At 71.6% G+C, this 19,424-nt stretch carries 16 protein-coding genes; 11 read left to right on the top strand and 5 right to left on the bottom strand.

Annotated elements, in window-relative coordinates; genetic code table 11:
* Positions 1-106 precede the first annotated feature (106 nt).
* A complete protein-coding gene (locus AB0M11_RS11615) occupies positions 107-1,795 on the bottom strand; it encodes a thiamine pyrophosphate-binding protein (RefSeq protein WP_365703949.1) in 1,689 nt (562 codons plus the stop codon).
* 328 nt (positions 1,796-2,123) lie between these two features.
* Here AB0M11_RS11615 and AB0M11_RS11620 point away from each other — a divergent pair, with 328 nt between their 5' ends.
* The gene (locus tag AB0M11_RS11620) at positions 2,124-2,912 is read left to right on the top strand and encodes a phosphatase (RefSeq protein WP_365703951.1); all 789 of its coding nucleotides are present in this window, start codon (positions 2,124-2,126) and stop codon (positions 2,910-2,912) included.
* Between the two features lie 100 nt (positions 2,913-3,012).
* Here AB0M11_RS11620 and AB0M11_RS11625 read toward each other — a convergent pair whose 3' ends face one another.
* The 4 genes from AB0M11_RS11625 to AB0M11_RS11640 all read right to left on the bottom strand — a co-directional run bounded on the left by AB0M11_RS11625 (position 3,013) and on the right by AB0M11_RS11640 (position 6,369).
* Positions 3,013-3,336: a hypothetical protein gene (locus AB0M11_RS11625; RefSeq protein ID WP_365703953.1), complete on the bottom strand. Its 324-nt coding sequence runs from the start codon at positions 3,334-3,336 to the stop codon at positions 3,013-3,015.
* Positions 3,337-3,524: 188 nt separating this feature from the next.
* A complete protein-coding gene (locus AB0M11_RS11630; protein ID WP_365703955.1) occupies positions 3,525-4,391 on the bottom strand; it encodes an acyl-CoA thioesterase II in 867 nt (288 codons plus the stop codon).
* A gap of 35 nt (positions 4,392-4,426) precedes the next feature.
* Positions 4,427-5,584, bottom strand: a complete 1,158-nt coding sequence (locus AB0M11_RS11635; protein WP_365703957.1) for an acyl-CoA dehydrogenase family protein — start codon at positions 5,582-5,584, stop codon at positions 4,427-4,429.
* A 185-nt stretch (positions 5,585-5,769) separates the two neighbouring features.
* The gene (locus AB0M11_RS11640) at positions 5,770-6,369 is read right to left on the bottom strand and encodes a TetR/AcrR family transcriptional regulator (protein ID WP_365703959.1); all 600 of its coding nucleotides are present in this window, start codon (positions 6,367-6,369) and stop codon (positions 5,770-5,772) included.
* Positions 6,370-6,456: 87 nt separating this feature from the next.
* Here AB0M11_RS11640 and AB0M11_RS11645 point away from each other — a divergent pair, with 87 nt between their 5' ends.
* The 10 genes from AB0M11_RS11645 to AB0M11_RS11690 all read left to right on the top strand — a co-directional run bounded on the left by AB0M11_RS11645 (position 6,457) and on the right by AB0M11_RS11690 (position 19,322).
* The gene (locus AB0M11_RS11645) at positions 6,457-8,073 is read left to right on the top strand and encodes a carboxyl transferase domain-containing protein (RefSeq protein ID WP_365703961.1); all 1,617 of its coding nucleotides are present in this window, start codon (positions 6,457-6,459) and stop codon (positions 8,071-8,073) included.
* An 11-nt stretch (positions 8,074-8,084) separates the two neighbouring features.
* Complete coding sequence (locus AB0M11_RS11650) at positions 8,085-10,004, top strand: biotin carboxylase N-terminal domain-containing protein (protein WP_365703963.1); 1,920 nt, start codon at positions 8,085-8,087, stop codon at positions 10,002-10,004.
* A complete protein-coding gene (locus AB0M11_RS11655) occupies positions 10,001-10,948 on the top strand; it encodes a hydroxymethylglutaryl-CoA lyase (RefSeq protein WP_365703965.1) in 948 nt (315 codons plus the stop codon). Before AB0M11_RS11650 ends, AB0M11_RS11655 begins: the two co-directional genes overlap by 4 nt.
* Before the next feature lie 5 nt (positions 10,949-10,953).
* Complete coding sequence (locus AB0M11_RS11660; RefSeq protein ID WP_365703967.1) at positions 10,954-12,114, top strand: acyl-CoA dehydrogenase family protein; 1,161 nt, start codon at positions 10,954-10,956, stop codon at positions 12,112-12,114.
* A gap of 141 nt (positions 12,115-12,255) precedes the next feature.
* Positions 12,256-13,302, top strand: a complete 1,047-nt coding sequence (locus AB0M11_RS11665) for an ABC transporter substrate-binding protein (RefSeq protein WP_365703969.1) — start codon at positions 12,256-12,258, stop codon at positions 13,300-13,302.
* Between the two features lie 47 nt (positions 13,303-13,349).
* Positions 13,350-14,186, top strand: coding sequence for a siderophore-interacting protein (locus AB0M11_RS11670; protein ID WP_365703971.1), 837 nt, complete (start codon positions 13,350-13,352; stop codon positions 14,184-14,186).
* A gap of 124 nt (positions 14,187-14,310) precedes the next feature.
* Positions 14,311-15,753 carry a lysine decarboxylase DesA gene (gene desA / locus AB0M11_RS11675; protein WP_365703973.1) on the top strand — a complete coding sequence of 481 codons (1,443 nt, stop codon included), beginning with the start codon at positions 14,311-14,313 and terminating at the stop codon, positions 15,751-15,753.
* Positions 15,737-17,014 (top strand): lysine N(6)-hydroxylase/L-ornithine N(5)-oxygenase family protein, encoded by a 1,278-nt coding sequence (locus AB0M11_RS11680; protein WP_365703975.1) that lies wholly within the window; start codon positions 15,737-15,739, stop codon positions 17,012-17,014. Before desA ends, AB0M11_RS11680 begins: the two co-directional genes overlap by 17 nt.
* Positions 17,011-17,556, top strand: a complete 546-nt coding sequence (locus tag AB0M11_RS11685; RefSeq protein ID WP_365703977.1) for a GNAT family N-acetyltransferase — start codon at positions 17,011-17,013, stop codon at positions 17,554-17,556. Before AB0M11_RS11680 ends, AB0M11_RS11685 begins: the two co-directional genes overlap by 4 nt.
* Complete coding sequence (locus AB0M11_RS11690) at positions 17,553-19,322, top strand: IucA/IucC family siderophore biosynthesis protein (RefSeq protein WP_365703979.1); 1,770 nt, start codon at positions 17,553-17,555, stop codon at positions 19,320-19,322. The genes AB0M11_RS11685 and AB0M11_RS11690 overlap by 4 nt, the downstream gene beginning before the upstream one ends.
* The last annotated feature ends 102 nt before the right edge of the window (positions 19,323-19,424 follow it).

Consider the following 19,424-nt stretch of genomic DNA (forward strand, 5'->3'; position numbering starts at 1 on the left):
CGTGGGAGCCGGGCCCCGGGCCCCCCAAACCCGCCCCGCCCCCCCCCCCCCGGGGGGGGGCCCGCTTTTCACGTCCCGCTCACCTGCGTGGTCCCGGTACGCCGGTTCAGTCCCCCAGGTGCGTCGGCGCGAACATCCGCAGCAGGGCCGGGAGGACGACCACCGCGGGGCCGGGGGCCGCGAGTGCCTTCGCCAGGTCCGACTCCAGGGTCTCCGGGGTCGTCCGGAGGGCCGGTACCCCGAAGGACTCCGCCAGGGCCACGTAGTCGGGGCGGGTCAGCTCCGTCGCGCCGGCTTCGCCGAAGGCGTCGGTCATGTACTCGCGGAGGATGCCGTAGCCGCCGTCGTCGACGATGAGCCAGGTGACCGGGAGGTCGTGCTGGCGCGCCGTCGCCAGTTCGGCGACGGAGTAGAGGGCGCCGCCGTCGCCGGAGACCGCCAGCACCGGGCGGGTCGGGTCGGCGGCGGCCGCGCCGAGGGCCGCCGGGAAGCCGTAGCCGAGGCCGCCGGCGCCCTGGGCGGAGTGCATGAGGTTCGGCGCCTGGGCGTCGAACGCGGACCATGCCCAGTACGCCAGGATCGTCATGTCCCAGAAGGACGGGGAGCCGGCCGGGAGGGCGCGGCGGACCGACGCCAGCACGTCCTGTTCCAGGGTGAGTTCCTGCGCGGCGATGCGTGCCGAGACGCGGGCGAGCAGGTCTCGTACCCGGTCCGGGGCCGACGGGTCCTCGCGCGGGGTCACCGTCTCCAGGAGCGCCTGGAGGGCGAGGCGGGCGTCCGCGTGGATGCCGAGGGCCGGATGGTTGGACTCCAGCTTGCCGAGGTCCGCCTCGACCTGGATCACCCGGCCGCGCGGCGTGAACGTGTGGTAGTTCGAGGAGAGTTCGCCCAGGCCCGAGCCGACCACCAGCAGGACGTCGGCGTCCTCCAGGAAGTCCGTGGTGTGGCGGTCCTCCAGCCAGGACTGGAGGGACAGGGGGTGCTGCCAGGGGAACGCGCCCTTGCCGCCGAAGGTGGTGACGACCGGCGCGTTCAGCGTCTCCGCCAGCTGCCGCAGCTTGCCGGAGGCGTCCGCCCGTACGACCCCGCCGCCCGCGATGACCGCCGGGCGGGCCGCGCGCGAGAGCAGGTCGGCGGCGAGCGCCGTGAGTTCGGGGCGCGGGGGGAGGTCGTCGGGGGTCGCGTCCACCGCCGTCACCACCGGCAGCGCGGTCTCGGCGAGGAGCACGTCCTGCGGGATCTCCACCCACACCGGGCCGTGCGGGGCGGTCAGCGCCGACTTCCAGGCCGCCGCGAGCGCGGACGGTATCTGCGACTGGGTGCGGACGGTGTGGACCGACTTCACCACGCCCCGGAAGGAGGCCGCCTGGTCGGGGAGTTCGTGCAGATAGCCGTGGCGGCCGCCGCCCAGGCCCGCGGTGGGGATCTGGCTGCTGATCGCGAGCACCGGCGCGGAGGCGGCGGCCGCCTCGTGCAGCGCGGCCAGCGAGGTCAGCGCGCCGGGGCCGGTGGAGAGGAGCAGCGGGGCCGCCTCACCGGTGATCCTGCCGTAGGCGTCCGCCGCGAAGCCCGCGTTGTTCTCCACCCGCAGGCCGACATAGCGCAGGGAGGAGCGGCGCAGCGCGTCGAAGACGCCGAGCGCGTGCTGGCCGGGCAGCCCGAAGACGGTGGTGGCGCCGAGCCCGGCGAGGGTCTCCACGACCAGGTCTCCGCCGCGCCGGCCCGGGGGAGGGTCGAGCGCGGCGGCCGTCTGGGCGGGCGTCGGACGGAGCACCAGGTCGTGGTCGTGGGTCACTTCGAGCGCGCCTCGGCAATCTGTCGGGTCATGATCGTGGTCTGTTCGTACGCGGTGTGCGCGGCCCGTCGACCGGGCCGCGGGGCGTCTGGTTGCCGCTCATGGGCGAGCCGCCTTCTCTCCCGCGCTTCGTCGCGTACCTGCTGCTGTGTGCTGCGTCTGCCGACGACTCTAGTAGGGGGCCGGCACCGGCTCCGGCCGAGAAGCGGGAGCTCGCCCGCCCAGGGGCTCGGGGCACCGCGCGACCAGCGCACCCCTTCGCAGTGATCCACGTCCCAGCGCGCGATACGCGAGGGAACCGCGCAGTCCGCTGCCCCAGAATGGAGCCATGCCGATACCCGGGACGCCCAGCCGCGCCGAGCTCGTAGAGCACCTTGTGAAGACCCGTATCGCGGGCGATGTCGCCACGCCCCGCGAGAACAACCTGCTCCACTACCGCAAGCTGGCCAACGGCGAGCGCAACTGGTGGCTGGGGCTGGAACTCGGCGACCGCTGGAGTGACGAGCAGGACGTGCTGGCCGTGATGGCCGAGCGGGTCGGGGTGAACGACGATCCCGAGTACCGGTACGGCCAGGACACCATCGACCCCGAGCTGACCATGGACGGCCTGAACCGGCTGGCGGCCCGGCTGCGCAAGGCGGCCGACGGTCAGCAGCGGGTGCTGTTCGCGACCGGCCACCCGGGCGGCCTGCTCGACGTGCACCGGGCGACCGCGGCGGCGCTGCGCGCCGCGGGCTGCGAGATCGTGGTGATCCCGGACGGGCTGCAGACGGACGAGGGGTACGTCATGCAGTTCGCCGACGTGGCGGTCCTCGAACACGGGGCGACGTTGTGGCACACCCACTCCGGGGAGCCGATGAAGGCCGTGCTGGGCGGGCTGGAGCGCGAGGGGCGCCCGCGCCCCGACCTGGTCGTCGCGGACCACGGCTGGGCGGGCTACGCGGCACAGGTCGGCCTGGACTCCGTCGGCTACGCCGACTGCAACGACCCGGCGCTGTTCCTCGCCGAGGCGGAGGGCACCCTCCAGGTGGCCGTACCGCTCGACGACCATGTGCTCAGCCCGCGGTACTACGATCCGATGACCGCGTATCTGCTGGCCGAGGCGGGCCTGGCCTGACCGGCCGATGTGCGGCCCCCCCGAAGCGGGAGCCGCACATCGTGGCCTGGCCCTAGACCCTGGACGGGACCGGAACGGCTGGTCTGCCGTCGCCGGTCGCTCAGAAACCGAAGCCGAAGCCGCCGAAGCCTGCGACGCCGCCGAACCCGGCGACCCCTACGGTGGGGACGACCACGACAGGGACGACGGCGACGGCGGCGGGGTAGTACCCGTATCCGTAGTTGCCGTAGCCGTAGCGGCAGTTGTTGAACCCGCCCCTGAAGCCGTTGCAGCCGCCGAAGCCGCCGGCGCCGGTGACGATGGACTGGTGAGTGGAGGCGGGGGCCGCCGAGGCGGTACCCGCGGCGCCGGTCGCGGCACCACCGGCCAGCAGCAGGCCGGCGGCGGACATCGCGGCGAGACGCCTCGCGCGCTGTACTCGCATGGGAAATACCTTTCTGCCGGACATACGTCCGCTACGCGGCACGTCCGCTATGCGGCACATGCACTGTGCGGCATTTCACTCATAGAGCTTAATTCGCAACAAAGGCGACGGCACGTCGAACGGTCACCGCACGTCATCGCCCCAGCTCATCGGCGCCCAACAGTCGACGTCGACGCTACGGGGCCGCCCTATCTGGGGACGCGGACCACGCCCTCCTGGATCACGGAGACGGCCAGCGAACCGTCCTGGGTGTAGATCCGGGCCTGGCCGAGCCCGCGGCCGCCGTGCGCGGACGGTGACTCCTGGTCGTACAGCAGCCACTCGTCGGCACGGAACGGCCGGTGGAACCACATGGCGTGGTCGAGCGAGGCACCCACCACGTCCCCGACCGCCCAGCCGCCGCGGCCGTGCGCGAGCAGGACGGAGTCCAGGAGGGTCATGTCGGAGACGTAGGTCGCGAGGACGACGTGCAGCAGGGGGTCGTCGTCGAGCTTGCCGTTGGTGCGGAACCACACCTGGCTGTGCGGCTCGCGCGGCTCGCCGTACCTGCCGAACGGCGGCTCCTCGACGTACCGCAGGTCGATCGCCTCGCGGGCCTCCAGGAACTTCTCCACGACGGCCGGATCGAGGTGGCCGTAGTCCCGGAAGCGCTCCGCCGAGGTGGGCAGGGTCGCCGGGTCGGGCGCGAGGGGCATCGGGGCCTGGTGGTCCAGGCCCTCCTCGGCCAGCTGGAAGGAGGCCGACAGGGCGAAGATCGGCCGGCCGTGCTGGACGGCGACCGCGCGCCGGGTGGTGAAGGAGCGGCCGTCGCGGATGCGCTCGACGGTGTAGACGATGGGCGCGCCGGGGTCGCCGGGGCGCAGGAAGTACGCGTGCAGCGAGTGGGCGAGCCGGTCCGCCGGGACGGTGCGCCCGGCGGCGACCAGCGCCTGGGCCGCGACCTGCCCGCCGAAGACGCGCGGGACGACGGCCGACCGGGACTGGCCGCGGAAGATGTTCTCCTCGATCTGCTCCAGGTCGAGCAGGTCGAGGAGATCACTCAGTGCCTGGTTCATGGCACCTTTTCTACTGGCGGGTTGTTGCGGTGGTCCTACAGGCCCATGTCCTTCGCGATGATCGTCTTCATGATCTCGCTGGTGCCGCCGTAGATGCGGTTGACGCGGTTGTCCGCGTACAGGCGGGCGATGGGGTACTCGTTCATGAAGCCGTAGCCGCCGTGCAGCTGGAGGCAGCGGTCGATCACGCGGTGCGCGACCTCGGTGGTGAAGAGCTTGGCGCTGGCGGCCTCGGCCGGAGTCAGCTCACCGGCGTCCAGGGCCTCCGTGGCCCGGTCGACGACGGCCTCGGCTGCGTCCACCTCGGCCTGGCAGGCGGCCAGCTCGAACTTGGTGTTCTGGAAGGCGGCGACGGGCTGGCCGAAGACGACGCGGTCCTGGACGTACTGCTTGGCGAACCGGACGGCGGCCTTGGCCTGCGCGTAGGCGCCGAAGGCGATGCCCCAGCGCTCGGAGGCGAGGTTGTGGCCGAGGTAGTAGAAGCCCTTGTTCTCCTCGCCGAGCAGGTCCTCGACCGGGACCTTGACGTCGACGAACGCCAGCTCGGCGGTGTCGGAGGTCTTGAGGCCCAGCTTGTCGAGCTTGCGGCCGACCGAGTAGCCCTCCGCCTTCGTGTCCACCACGAAGAGGGAGATGCCGTGCCGGCGGTCCTCCTTGGTGGGGGCGGAGGTCCGGGCGCAGACGATCATGCGGTCGGCGTGCACACCGCCGGTGATGAAGGTCTTGGCGCCGTTGAGGACGTAGTGGGTGCCGTCCTCGCTGAGCTTGGCGGTGGTCTTCATGCCCGCGAGGTCGGAGCCGGTGCCCGGCTCGGTCATCGCGATGGCCCACATCTCCTCGCCGGAGACGAACTTCGGCAGGTACCGCTTCTTCTGCTCGTCCGTCGCCAGCAGCTTTATGTAGGGCAGGCCGAGCAGCACGTGCACGCCGGAACCGCCGAAGGTGACGCCCGCGCGGGCGGTCTCCTCGTACAGGACGGCCTCGAACTTGTAGGAGTCGATGCCGGCGCCGCCGTACTCCTCGTCGACGCGGATGCCGAAGACGCCCAGCTCGGCGAGCTTGTAGTAGAACTCGCGCGGGGCCTGGCCGGCGGCGAACCACTCGTCGTACACCGGTACGACCTCGGCCTCGATGAAGGCGCGGATGGTCTCCCGGAACGCCTCGTGATCCTCGTCGAACAACGTACGGCGCACGGCCGCCACCTCCACGGACTCCGACTGTCTAAGCGCTTGCTCAGAGTCCAAGGTACCGGCGGGTAGGCCGACGGGTCCAGGGCGGGAAGGGAAGCGACGAGGGTAACGCTCGTCACGCCGACGCCAGAGCGCCGCCCCGACGCCGGAGTCCCGCCCCGACGGCGGAGCAGGCGCACAAGGCGCCGTCACTCCCCCGCCGCCGCCTCGAACGCGCCCCTCGCCATGCGGTGCAGGAGGACCGCCGTCGCGCCGCGGCCGGGCAGGGAACCCGGTCGGCCCAAATGCGGGGTGGAGTTCAGCAGACCGAAGACGGAGTGGACCGCCGAGCGGGCCGCGGGCTCGGGGAGCGCCGGGTAGACGCCACGGACCACCTCCACCCAGAGCTCGACGTACTGCCGCTGCAGCTGCCGCACCAGTTTCCGGTCGCTGTCGCGCAAGCGGTCCAGCTCCCGGTCGTGCAGGGTGATCAGTGGACGGTCGTCGAGGGCGAAGTCGATGTGGCCCTCGATGAGGGAGTCCAGGACCGCCGAGGGCGCGGTGTCCCCGTCAGCCTCCGCCAGACGGCGCCTGGCCCCCGTCAGCAGCTGCCCGCTGATCCCCACCAGCAGCTCCGCGAGCATCGCGTCCTTGCCCGCGAAGTGCCGGTAGAGACCGGGGCCGCTGATGCCGACCGCGGCCCCTATCTCGTCCACGCCGACGCCGTGGAAACCGCGCTCGGCGAACAGCCGGGCGGCCTCCTTGAGGATCTGCTCGCGGCGGCTCGGGGCGTCGGTTCTCGTGACCATGAAGGCAATTCTAGACAGGGGGGTTAGCGGTCGTTAACCTGAGGGAAATGCGTTAACGCTCATTAACAAGAATGAGGGGATCGCGGCATGGACCAGGCGCCGGAGCTTCACAGCGCGGCAGACCCCGCGTCGGAGGCCTTTCGGGCCAACGAGGAGGCGCACCGCGTCCTCGTCGAGGAGCTGCGCGCCAAGCTCGCCACCGCCGCGCTGGGCGGCGGCGAGAAGGCGCGGGCCCGGCACACCGCGCGCGGCAAGCTGCTGCCCCGGGACCGGGTGGACACCCTCCTCGACCCCGGCTCCCCCTTCCTGGAGCTGGCCCCGCTGGCCGCCGACGGGATGTACGACGGGGCGGCCCCGGCGGCCGGCGTGATCGCCGGGATCGGCCGGGTCGCCGGCCGCGAGTGCGTGATCGTGGCCAACGACGCCACGGTCAAGGGCGGCACGTACTACCCGATGACCGTGAAGAAGCACCTGCGGGCGCAGGAGGTGGCCCTCGACAACCGGCTGCCGTGCGTGTACCTGGTCGACTCCGGCGGCGCCTTCCTCCCCATGCAGGACGAGGTCTTCCCGGACCGCGACCACTTCGGGCGGATCTTCTACAACCAGGCCCGGATGTCGGGGGCGGGCATCCCGCAGATCGCGGCCGTGCTCGGGTCCTGCACGGCGGGCGGCGCGTACGTCCCCGCGATGAGCGACGAGGCGGTCATCGTCCGCGACCAGGGCACGATCTTCCTCGGCGGTCCGCCGCTGGTGAAGGCCGCCACCGGCGAGGTCGTCACCGCCGAGGAGCTGGGCGGCGGCGAGGTGCACTCCCGGATCTCCGGGGTCACCGACCACCTCGCCGAGGACGACGCGCACGCGCTGCGCATCGTCCGGAACATCGTCGCCACCCTGCCCGCCCGGCGCACGCTCCCCTGGGAGGTCGCGCCCGTCACCGAGCCCAAGGTCGACCCCTACGGCCTCTACGGCGCCGTCCCCGTCGACTCCCGCACCCCCTACGACGTCCGCGAGATCATCGCCCGCGTGGTCGACGGCTCCCGGTTCGCCGAGTTCAAGGCCGAGTTCGGGCAGACCCTGGTCACCGGCTTCGCCCGGATCCACGGCCACCCCGTCGGCATCGTCGCCAACAACGGCATCCTCTTCTCCGAGTCCGCCCAGAAGGGCGCCCACTTCATCGAGCTGTGCGACCAGCGCGGCATCCCGCTGGTGTTCCTGCAGAACATCTCCGGCTTCATGGTCGGCAAGGACTACGAGGCCGGCGGCATCGCCAAGCACGGCGCGAAGATGGTCACGGCCGTGGCCTGCACGAGGGTCCCGAAGCTGACCGTCGTCGTGGGCGGTTCGTACGGCGCGGGCAACTACTCCATGTGCGGCCGGGCCTACTCGCCCCGCTTCCTGTGGATGTGGCCCAACGCCAAGATCTCGGTGATGGGCGGCGAGCAGGCCGCGTCGGTGCTGGCGACCGTCAAGCGGGACCAGCTGGAGGCGCGGGGAGAGTCCTGGGCCGCGGAGGACGAGGAGGCCTTCAAGGCGCCCGTCCGCGCCCAGTACGAGCGCCAGGGCAACGCCTACTACGCGACCGCCCGCCTCTGGGACGACGGGGTCATCGACCCCCTCGACACCCGGCAGGTGCTGGGACTGGCCCTGACGGCCTGTGGCAACGCGCCGCTGGGGGAGCCCCGGTTCGGCGTCTTCCGGATGTGAGGAGGGGACTCGTGTTCGACACCGTACTCGTGGCCAACCGGGGCGAGATCGCCGTCCGGGTCATCCGCACGCTCCGCGTGCTGGGCGTCCGCTCGGTGGCCGTGTACTCCGACGCCGACGCGGACGCGCGGCACGTCCGCGAGGCCGACACGGCGGTCCGGATCGGTCCGGCGCCGGCGGCCGAGAGCTATCTGTCCGTGGAGCGGCTGCTGGCGGCGGCCGCGTCCGGCGGGGCCCAGGCCGTCCACCCGGGCTACGGCTTCCTCGCCGAGAACGCGGCCTTCGCGCGGGCGTGCGAGGAGGCCGGGCTGACCTTCATCGGGCCGCCGGCCGAGGCGATCGCGCTGATGGGCGACAAGATCCGGGCGAAGGAGACGGTGAGCGCGGCCGGGGTGCCGGTGGTGCCCGGCGGCCGTGACCCCGAACTGGCGGACGCGGCCCGCGCGTTGGGCGCACCGGTCCTGCTCAAGCCGTCGGCCGGCGGCGGCGGCAAGGGCATGCGGCTCGTGCGCGACCTGGAGGTCCTGGACGACGAGATCGCCGCCGCCCGCCGTGAGGCCCGCGCCTCCTTCGGCGACGACACCCTCCTGGTCGAGCGGTGGATCGACCGCCCCCGGCACATCGAGATCCAGGTCCTGGCCGACGGCCACGGCAACGTCGTCCACCTCGGCGAGCGCGAGTGCTCGCTCCAGCGGCGGCACCAGAAGGTGATCGAGGAGGCGCCCTCGGTCCTGCTCGACGAGGCGACGCGGGCCGCGATGGGCGAGGCGGCCGTCCAGGCGGCGCGCTCCTGCGGGTACGTGGGCGCGGGCACGGTGGAGTTCATCGTGCCGGGCGGCGACCCCACCTCGTACTACTTCATGGAGATGAACACCCGCCTCCAGGTGGAGCACCCGGTCACCGAACTGGTCACCGGCCTGGACCTGGTGGAGTGGCAGCTGCGGGTGGCGGCCGGCGAGCGGCTGACCTTCGCCCAGGACGACGTCACGCTCACCGGCCACGCGGTCGAGGCCCGGATCTGCGCCGAGGACCCGGCGCGCGGCTTCCTGCCCACCGGCGGCACCGTGCTCCTGCTGCGCGAGCCGTCGGGGGACGGCGTCCGCACCGACTCCGGGCTCAGCGAGGGCACCGAGGTCGGCAGCCTGTACGACCCGATGCTGTCCAAGGTGATCGCGTACGGCCCGGACCGCACGACCGCGCTGCGCCGGCTGCGGGCGGCGCTGAGCGAGACGGTCACCCTCGGCGTGCAGACGAACGCCGGTTTCCTGCGCCGTCTGCTGGCCCATCCGGCGGTCGTGGCGGGCGAGTTGGACACCGGCCTGGTCGAGCGGGTGGCGGACGACCTGGTCGCCGCGGACGTCCCGGACGAGGTGTACGAGGCGGGCGCGGCCGTACGGCTGGAGGCGCTGCGGCCGCTCGCGGACGCGGGCTGGACGGACCCCTTCTCGGTGCCCAGCGGCTGGCGCCTGGGCGGTACGCCGAGACCCGTGGGCTTCCACCTGCGGGTGCAGGACCCGGTGGAGTACGTCCCGCGCGGCACGCACACCGTCACCGCCGACCGGGTGTCGGTGGTGCTGGACGGCGTCCGGCACACCTTCCACCGCGCCGCCGACTGGCTCGGCCGCGACGGCGACGCCTGGCAGGTCCGCGACCACGACCCGGTCGCCGCGTCCCTCACCGGCGTGGGGCACGCGGGGGCCGACTCGCTCACCGCGCCGATGCCCGGCACGGTGACCGTCGTGAAGGTCGCCGTCGGGGACGAGGTGACCGCCGGGCAGAGCCTGCTGGTGGTGGAGGCGATGAAGATGGAGCACGTCGTCTCCGCCCCGCACGCCGGCACGGTCGCCGAACTCGACGTGACGCCGGGTGCCACGGTCGCCATGGACCAGGTGCTCGCCGTGATCGCCCCGCACGAGGAGGAGACGGCATGACGAGCCCGGGGACCGGCCTGCCCATGGTCGTACCGGCGACCGACCTGCCCGCCCGCGTCCGGATCCACGAGGTCGGTGCGCGGGACGGCCTGCAGAACGAGAAGACGGCCGTACCGACGGCGGTGAAGGCGGAGTTCGTGCACCGCCTGGCCGACGCGGGCCTGACCACGATCGAGGCGACCAGTTTCGTGCACCCCAAGTGGGTGCCCCAACTGGCCGACGCGGAGGACCTGTTCCCGCAGCTCGCCGATCTCCGGGACGTCTGCCTGCCCGTCCTGGTCCCCAACCAGCGCGGCCTGGACCGCGCCCTCGGCCTCGGCGCCCGCCGGGTCGCCGTCTTCGCCAGTGCCACCGAGTCCTTCGCCAAGGCCAACCTCAACCGCTCGCTGGAGGAGTCCCTGGCCGTCTTCGACCCGGTCGTCCGGCGGGCCAAGGACGCAGACGTGCACGTGCGCGGGTACGTCTCGATGTGCTTCGGCGACCCCTGGGAGGGCGCCGTCCCGCTCCACCAGGTGGTCCGCGTCTGCAAGGCGCTGCGCGACATGGGCTGCGACGAACTGAGCCTCGGCGACACGATCGGCGTGGCCACCCCGGGCCACGTCCTGGAACTGCTCTCCCTGCTCAACGAGGAGGGCGTGCCGACCAATGTCATCGGCGTGCACTTCCACGACACCTACGGCCAGGCGCTCGCCAACACCTACGCGGCCCTGGAGCACGGCGTGACGACGATCGACGCGTCCGCCGGCGGGCTCGGCGGCTGCCCGTACGCGAAGTCCGCCACCGGCAACCTCGCCACCGAGGACCTGGTCTGGATGCTCCAGGGCCTCGGCATCGAGACCGGAGTCGACCTCGGCCGCCTGACCGCCACCAGCGTGTGGATGGCCGAACAGCTGGGCCGACCCAGCCCGTCCCGCACCGTCCGCGCCCTCTCCCACCAGGAGTGACGACCATGGACCACCGCCTCTCCCCCGAACTGGAAGAACTCCGCCGTACGGTGGAGGAGTTCGCGCACGACGTCGTGGCGCCGAAGATCGGCGACTTCTACGAGCGCCACGAGTTCCCGTACGAGATCGTCCGCGAGATGGGCCGGATGGGCCTGTTCGGGCTGCCGTTCCCCGAGGAGTACGGCGGCATGGGCGGCGACTACCTCGCCCTCGGCATCGCCCTGGAGGAGCTGGCCCGCGTCGACTCGTCCGTGGCGATCACACTGGAGGCCGGGGTCTCCCTGGGCGCCATGCCGATCCACCTCTACGGCACCGAGGCCCAGAAACGCGAGTGGCTCCCCCGCCTGTGCTCCGGCGAGATACTCGGCGCCTTCGGCCTCACGGAACCCGACGGCGGCAGCGACGCGGGGGCCACCCGCACCACCGCACGCCTGGACCCGGCCACCGACGAGTGGGTGATCAACGGCACCAAGTGCTTCATCACCAACTCGGGCACGGACATCACGGGCCTGGTCACCGTCACCGCGGTCACCGGCCGCAAGCCCGACGGCAAGCCGCTGATCTCCTCGATCATCGTCCCCTCCGGCACCCCCGGCTTCACGGTCGCCGCCCCCTACTCCAAGGTCGGCTGGAGCGCCTCCGACACGCGCGAGCTGTCCTTCGCCGACGTCCGGGTGCCGGCCGCCAACCTGCTGGGCGCGGAGGGCCGCGGCTACGCCCAGTTCCTGCGCATCCTGGACGAGGGCCGCATCGCCATCGCGGCCCTGGCCACCGGGCTGGCCCAGGGCTGTGTGGACGAGTCCGTCAGGTACGCGAAGGAACGCCACGCCTTCGGCCGCCCGATCGGCGCCAACCAGGCGATCCAGTTCAAGCTCGCCGACATGGAGACGAGGGCCCACACGGCCCGCCTCGCCTGGCGCGACGCGGCCTCCCGCCTGGTCGCCGGCGAGCCCTTCAAGAAGGAGGCGGCCCTCGCCAAGCTCCACTCCTCCACCATCGCCGTCGACAACGCCCGCGACGCCACCCAGATCCACGGCGGCTACGGCTTCATGAACGAGTACCCGGTGGCCCGCATGTGGCGCGACTCCAAGATCCTGGAGATCGGCGAGGGCACGAGCGAGGTCCAGCGCCTGCTGATCGCCCGGGAGTTGGGACTGGCCGGCTGACCCTTCGGACGGCATCCCTCAGGACGCGAGAGGGATGCCGCGCCGACGGCGTGCCAGGCCCCTGGACAAGATCTGAGGTTAGGCTAACCTAAGCAGCGACTTGTCCGGCGGGTTTCCGCATGTTTGAAGGCAGCCATTTCCATGTCCAACGTCAGAGCAGCCCGTCCCACCCGCCGTGGCATCCTCGCCGCCGGTGGCGCCCTCGGTCTCGGCGTCACGCTCGCGGCCTGCGGTGACGGCGACGCGAAGAGCGGCTCCTCCGGCACGGGGGCGACGGCCGCCGGGTCCGGGCCCTGGACGTTCAAGGACGACCGGGGGACCACGGTGAAGCTGGACAAGGCGCCGGCGAACATCGTCGCGTTCGTCGGAGTCGCCGCCGCACTGTACGACTACGGCATCGACGTGAAGGGCGTCTTCGGGCCGACGAGGACGAAGGACGGCAAGGCCGACGTCCAGGCCGGCGACATGGACGTCAGCAAGCTGACCGTACTCGGCAACGCGTGGGGGCAGTTCAACGTCGAGAAGTACGCGGCCCTGGCACCGGACGTGCTCATCACCACGATGTTCGACGGCACCGGCACCCTCTGGTACGTCCCGGAGGAGTCCAAGGACAAGATCGCCAGGCTGGCCCCGAGCGTCGGCATCTCCGCCTACGACCGTCAGCTCACCGTCCCGCTCCAGCGCGTCTGGGCGCTCGCCGGGTCGCTGGGCGCGGACCTGACGGCGAGCAGGGTGACCGACGCGAAGAAGCGGTTCGAGGCGGCGTCGTCCCGGCTGCGGGCCGCCGCCAAGGCACACCCCGACCTCAAGGTGCTGGCCGGCTCGGCCGCCGAGAGCCTGTTCTACGTCTCCGGCACCAACCTCTCCGTGGACCTGGAGTACTTCAAGGCCCTCGGCGTGAACTTCGTCGAGCCGCCGGAGTCCGCCAAGAAGGAGGGCGGCGGCTGGTACGAGAGCCTCAGCTGGGAGAACGTCGACAAGTACCCGGCCGACATCATCATGATGGACGACCGCACGGCGACCATCCAGCCGGCCGACATCACCCAGGCCACCTGGAAGAAGCTCCCCGCGGTCAAGGCCGGCCAGGTCATCTCCCGCTCCCCCGAACCGATCTTCTCGTACGACAAGTGCGTGGCGATGGTGGAGAACCTCGCCAAGGCGCTGGAGACGGCGAAGAAGGTCAGCTGACCGCCCGGCGGCAAGTCCGCACAACTTCCCGCGTCCCAGGAGCTCATATGACGACGGCCGTAGCCGCCCCGTTCCGTTTCTTCTCCCTCCAGGTCGTACGGACGAGGCGGCTCGGTCCGTCTCTGGTCCGGGTCACCTTCGCCGGCGCCGATCTGGCGCACTTCCACTCGCACGGACGCGACCAGTCCCTCTCCCTGTTCCTTCCGGCCGAGGGTCGCACCGAGCCCGTCGTGCCCGTCGAGCTGGGCGACGGCTGGTGGCAGGGCTGGCGCGAACTGCCGGACGGCGTACGGGCCGTGATGCGGTCGTACACGCTGCGGGCCCTGCGCCGGGACCCCGACGAGATCGACATCGACTTCGTGCTGCACGGGGTCGACGCGAGGGCGGCCGTCCCCGCCGGGCCCGCCTCCCGGTGGGCGGCGCGGGCCCGCGCCGGTGACCGGGTGATGCTGCTCGGGCCCGCCGTCGCCGACAACCGGGCGATCCGCTTCCGGCCGCCCGAGGACACCGACCTGGTGCTGATCTGGGGCGACGAGACGGCCGTACCGGCGGCGACCGCGATCCTCGCCTCCCTTCCGGCCGGCACCCGGGTGCGCGCCTGGCTGGAGGTGCCGTGCGCCGGGGACGTGCAGGACGTGGCCACCGCGGCGGACGCGGAGATCACCTGGCTGGTGGGCGGCCGCGACGCCGTGGCGGAGATCCGTGCGGCGCGGCTGCCGGCCCACGCGCGGCCCTACGCCTGGATCGCCGGGGAGTCGGGGCGGGTGAAGGGGCTGCGCCGGTATCTCGTCGGAGAGGGCGGGATCGACCGGCGGCGGGTCACCTTCGTCGGGTACTGGCGGCAGGGGTTGACGGAGGAACAACTGCGCGTGGCGGGTGAGTAGTTGGGGGGAGAAGTGACGGCCCTCACAGAGGGGTGGCGTTTCGCTTGATCTTACTTAGGTTAGGCTAACCTAAGTTGATCGATCTCTCCCCTCCCCGCACGGATCGTCCCCGGAGGCCCCCCGCATGCGCTCGCACCTGCTCAATGACCTGACCGCGGAGCACTACCGCCGCTCCGTGACCGAAGGAGTAGAGCGGGTGGCGGCCAGACTGGCCACCACTGACCGGCCGTTCACGGGCGTCACGGTCGACGCCCTCACCCCCCTCATCGACGGCATCGACCTGGACCGCCCGCTGCACGACACCACCGCCGTCCTGGACGAACTGGAGGACGTCTACCTCCGGGACGCCGTCTACTTCCACCACCCCCGCTACCTCGCCCACCTCAACTGCCCGGTGGTCATCCCGGCGTTGCTCGGCGAGGCGGTGCTCTCCGCCGTCAACTCCTCCCTGGACACCTGGGACCAGTCGGCCGGCGGCACCCTCATCGAGCGGAAGCTGATCGACTGGACGGCCGCCCGGATCGGCTTCGGCAAGAGGGCCGACGGCGTCTTCACCTCCGGCGGCACCCAGTCCAACCTCCAGGCGCTGCTGCTGGCCAGGGAGGAGGCGAAGGCCGACGACCTGGCCAGGCTGCGCATCCTCACCTCCGAGGTCAGCCACTTCAGCGTGCAGAAGTCGGCGAAACTGCTCGGCCTCGGCCCGGACGCGGTGGTCTCCGTGCCCGTCGGCGCCGACAAGCGGATGCGGACCGTCGCCCTCGCCCGCGCACTGGAGCGGTGCGAGCGGGAGGGGCTCGTGCCCATGGCCGTGGTCGCCACCGCCGGCACCACCGACTTCGGCTCCATCGACCCGCTCCCCGAGATCGCCGAGCTGTGCGAGCGTCACGGCGTCTGGCTGCACGTCGACGCGGCCTACGGCTGCGGACTGCTCGCCTCCCTCAGGCACCGGGACCGGCTCGCGGGCATCGAGCGGGCCGACTCGGTCACCGTGGACTACCACAAGTCCTTCTTCCAGCCGGTGAGTTCGTCCGCCCTGGTGGTCCGGGACGCCGCCGCCCTGGGCCATGTGACCTACCACGCGGACTATCTCAACCCCCGCCGCACGGTCGGCGAACGCATCCCCAACCAGGTCGACAAGTCCCTCCAGACCACCCGCCGTTTCGACGCCCTCAAGCTGTGGATGACCCTGCGCACCATGGGCGCCGACGGCATCGGCGCCCTCTTCGACGAGGTCTGCGAGCTGGCACGGGAGGGCTGGCGGCTGCTCGCGGCCGACCCGCGCTACGACGTCGTCGTCGAGCCGTCCCTGTCCACCCTCGTCTTCCGCTACGTCCCCTCCACCGTCACCGACCCGGCCGAGATCGACCGCGCCAACCTCCACGCCCGCAAGGCCCTGTTCGCCTCCGGTGACGCGGTGGTCGCGGGCACCAAGGTCGGCGGCCGCCACTACCTGAAGTTCACCCTGCTCAACCCCGAGACCACGACGGACGACATCACCGCCGTCCTCGACCTGATCGCCGGCCACGCCGAGCAGTACCTGGGAGAGTCCCTTGACCGCGCGTCCTGAAGCCCCTGGCACGACGTACGACTTCGTGGGGATCGGGCTCGGCCCCTTCAACCTGGGCCTCGCCTGCCTCACCGAACCGATCGCCGAGCTGGACGGGGTCTTCCTCGACTCCAAGCCCGACTTCGAGTGGCACGCCGGCATGTTCCTGGACGGCGCCCACCTGCAGACCCCGTTCATGTCGGACCTGGTCACGCTCGCCGACCCCACCTCGCCGTACTCCTTCCTCAACTACCTGAAGGAGAAGGGGCGGCTGTACTCGTTCTACATCCGCGAGAACTTCTACCCGCTGCGGGTCGAGTACGACGACTACTGCCGCTGGGCCGCGCACCGGCTGACCAACGTCCGCTTCGGCACGACGGTGACGGAGGTCCGGTACGAGGACGACGTCTACGCGGTGACGACGGCCGGCGGGGAGACCTACCGCGCCCGTCACCTGGTCCTCGGCACCGGCACCTCGCCCCATCTCCCCGAGGCCTGCCGGGAGCTGGGCGGCGACTTCATCCACAGTTCGCGCTACCTGCGGCACCGGCAGGAACTCCGGTCGAAGGAGTCGATCACCCTGGTCGGCAGCGGCCAGTCCGCCGCCGAGATCTACCACGACCTGCTGAGCGAGATCGACGTCCACGGCTACCGGCTGAACTGGGTGACCCGCTCCCCGCGCTTCTTCCCGCTCGAATACACCAAGCTCACGCTGGAGATGACCAGCCCCGAGTACATCGACTACTACCACGCCCTGCCCGAGGCGACCCGCTACCGGCTCGCCGCCGAGCAGAAGGGCCTCTTCAAGGGCATCGACGGCGACCTGATCGACGCGATCTTCGACCTGCTCTACCAGAAGAGCCTGGGCGGCCCGGTCCCGACCAGACTGCTGACCAACTCCTCCCTGGACACGGCCGTTCACGACAACGGCACGTACACGCTGAAGCTGCGCCAGGAGGAACAGGGCAAGGACTACGAGATCGAGACCGAGGGCCTGGTCCTCGCCACCGGCTACCGGTACACGGAGCCGGAGTTCCTGGCGCCCGTCCGCGACCGGCTGCGCTACGACACGCACGGCAACTTCGACGTGGCCCGCAACTACGCGATCGACGTCACCGGCCGGGGCGTCTTCCTGCAGAACGCAGGCGTGCACACCCACAGCATCACCAGCCCCGACCTGGGGATGGGCCCCTACCGGAACGCGTACATCATCCGCGAGCTGCTCGGTTCCGAGTACTACCCGGTGGAGAAGACGATCGCCTTCCAGGAGTTCGCGGTATGACCACCCTGACGACGGCCTTCACCTTCCGGCCCCTCGACCCCCGCCGGGACGCCGAGCTGCTGCACCGCTGGGTGACCCACCCCAAGGCGGCCTTCTGGATGATGCTGGACGCCCGCCCGGAGGACGTGGAGCGGGCGTACCTGGAGATCGCGGCCGACGAGCACCACCACGCGCTGCTCGGCCTCGGCGCGGACGGCGCGCCGGCCTTTCTCATGGAGTACTACGACCCGGCCCACCGCGAGCTGGCCGGGCTGTACGAGCCGGAGCCCGGCGACGTCGGGATGCACTTCCTCACCCCCGCCACGGACACCCCGGTGCACGGCTTCACCAGGGCCGTCATCACGGCGGTGGTGGCCCGCCTCTTCGAGGACCCGGCGACCCGCCGGATCGTCGTCGAGCCGGACGTGCGCAACACGGCCGTGCACGCGCTGAACGAGGCCGTCGGGTTCGTGCCCGTACGGGAGATCCAGAAGCCGGAGAAGAAGGCGTTGCTGAGTTACTGCACCCGGGAACGGTTCGAGAAGGCGGTGGCCGCCGCATGACGCTCGCCGACGCCGTGGCCCATCTGTCCCCCGAGCGCTGGGAGCAGGCCAACCGGCTCCTGATACGCAAGGCGCTCGCCGAGTTCGCCCACGAGCGCCTGATCACCCCCGAGGAGGACGGGACCGGTCACGTCGTCCGCAGCGACGACGGGCTGACCCGCTACCGCTTCACCGCCGTCCGCCGGGCCCTGGACCACTGGCAGGTGGACGCCGACTCCGTCTCCCGTACCAGGGACGGCGTCGAACTCCCGCTCGCCGCACTGGACTTCTTCATCGAGCTGAAGGACTCCCTGGGGCTCAGCGACGAGATCCTGCCGGTCTACCTGGAGGAGATCTCCGCCACGCTCTCCGGCACCTGCTACAAACTCGCCAAGCCGCGGATCCCGGCCGCCGAGCTCAGCCGGGCCGGCTTCCAGGCGATCGAGACCGGGATGACCGAGGGCCACCCCTGCTTCGTCGCCAACAACGGACGCCTCGGTTTCGGCGTCCACGAGTACCTGTCGTACGCCCCCGAGGCCGCGAGCCCGGTCCGGCTGGTGTGGCTGGCGGCACACCGGTCGCGCGCCGCGTTCACGGCGGGCACGGGGATCGACTACGAGTCCTTCGTGCGGGAGGAGCTGGGCGAGGGGACCGTCGAGCGCTTCGACGGCGTCCTGCGCGGCCGGGGGCTGGACCCCGCCGACTACCTCCTCGTCCCGGTCCACCCCTGGCAGTGGTGGAACAAGCTCACCGTCACCTTCGCCGCCGAGATCGCCCGCGGCCACCTGGTCTGCCTGGGCGAGGGCGACGACGAGTACCTGGCCCAGCAGTCCGTCCGGACCTTCTTCAACCGCTCGCACCCCGGCAAGCACTACGTCAAGACGGCCCTCTCGGTCCTCAACATGGGCTTCATGCGCGGGCTGTCGGCCGCCTACATGGAGGCCACCCCGGCCATCAACGACTGGCTGGCCCGGCTCATCGAGAACGACCCGGTGCTCAAGTCCACCGGGCTGTCGATCATCCGGGAGCGGGCGGCCGTCGGCTACCGGCACCTGGAGTACGAGCAGGCGACCGACCGCCACTCGCCGTACCGGAAGATGCTGGCCGCGCTGTGGCGGGAGAGCCCGGTGGGGTCCCTCCAGGAGGGCGAGTCCCTGGTCACCATGGCCGCCCTGCTCCACGTGGACCACGAGGGCGCCTCCTTCGCGGCGGCGCTGGTCGAGCGGAGCGGGCAGGACGCGCGGGAGTGGCTGCGGTCGTACCTGCGGGCCTACCTCACCCCGATCCTGCACAGCTTCTACGCCTACGACCTGGTGTACATGCCGCACGGCGAGAACGTCATCCTGGTGCTGAAGGACGGCGTCGTCCAGCGCGCGATCTTCAAGGACATCGCCGAGGAGATCGCGGTCCTGGACCCGGACGCGGTGCTGCCGCCGGCGGTCGAGCGGCTGCGGGTCGACGTCCCGGAGGACAAGAAGCTCCTGTCGGTCTTCACGGACGTCTTCGACTGCTTCTTCCGCTTCCTCTCCGCCGACCTGGCGGCCGCCGGGGTCCTGACGGAGGACGAGTTCTGGCGGACGGTCGCCGAGGTCGTCCGCGCCTACCAGGAGTCGGCGCCCGAACTCGCCGACCGGTTCGCGCGGTACGACCTGTTCGCGCCCGAGTTCGCGCTGTCCTGCCTCAACCGGCTCCAGCTGCGCGACAACCGGCAGATGGTGGACCTGGCGGACCCGTCGGGCGCCCTCCAGCTGGTCGGGACCCTGCGAAATCCTCTCGCGGGATTCTGATCCGGGCCCGGCGGGGGGCCCCCCGGGCGGGGCCCCGGGGGGCCCCCCCGCCCCCCCCCCGGGGGTTGAAAAACCGGGTTGGGGGAAAAAAACCAAAAGTCG

It is taken from the genome of Streptomyces sp. NPDC051987 (assembly GCF_040680735.1).
In the GTDB taxonomy this organism is placed as follows: Bacteria; Actinomycetota; Actinomycetes; order Streptomycetales; family Streptomycetaceae; genus Streptomyces.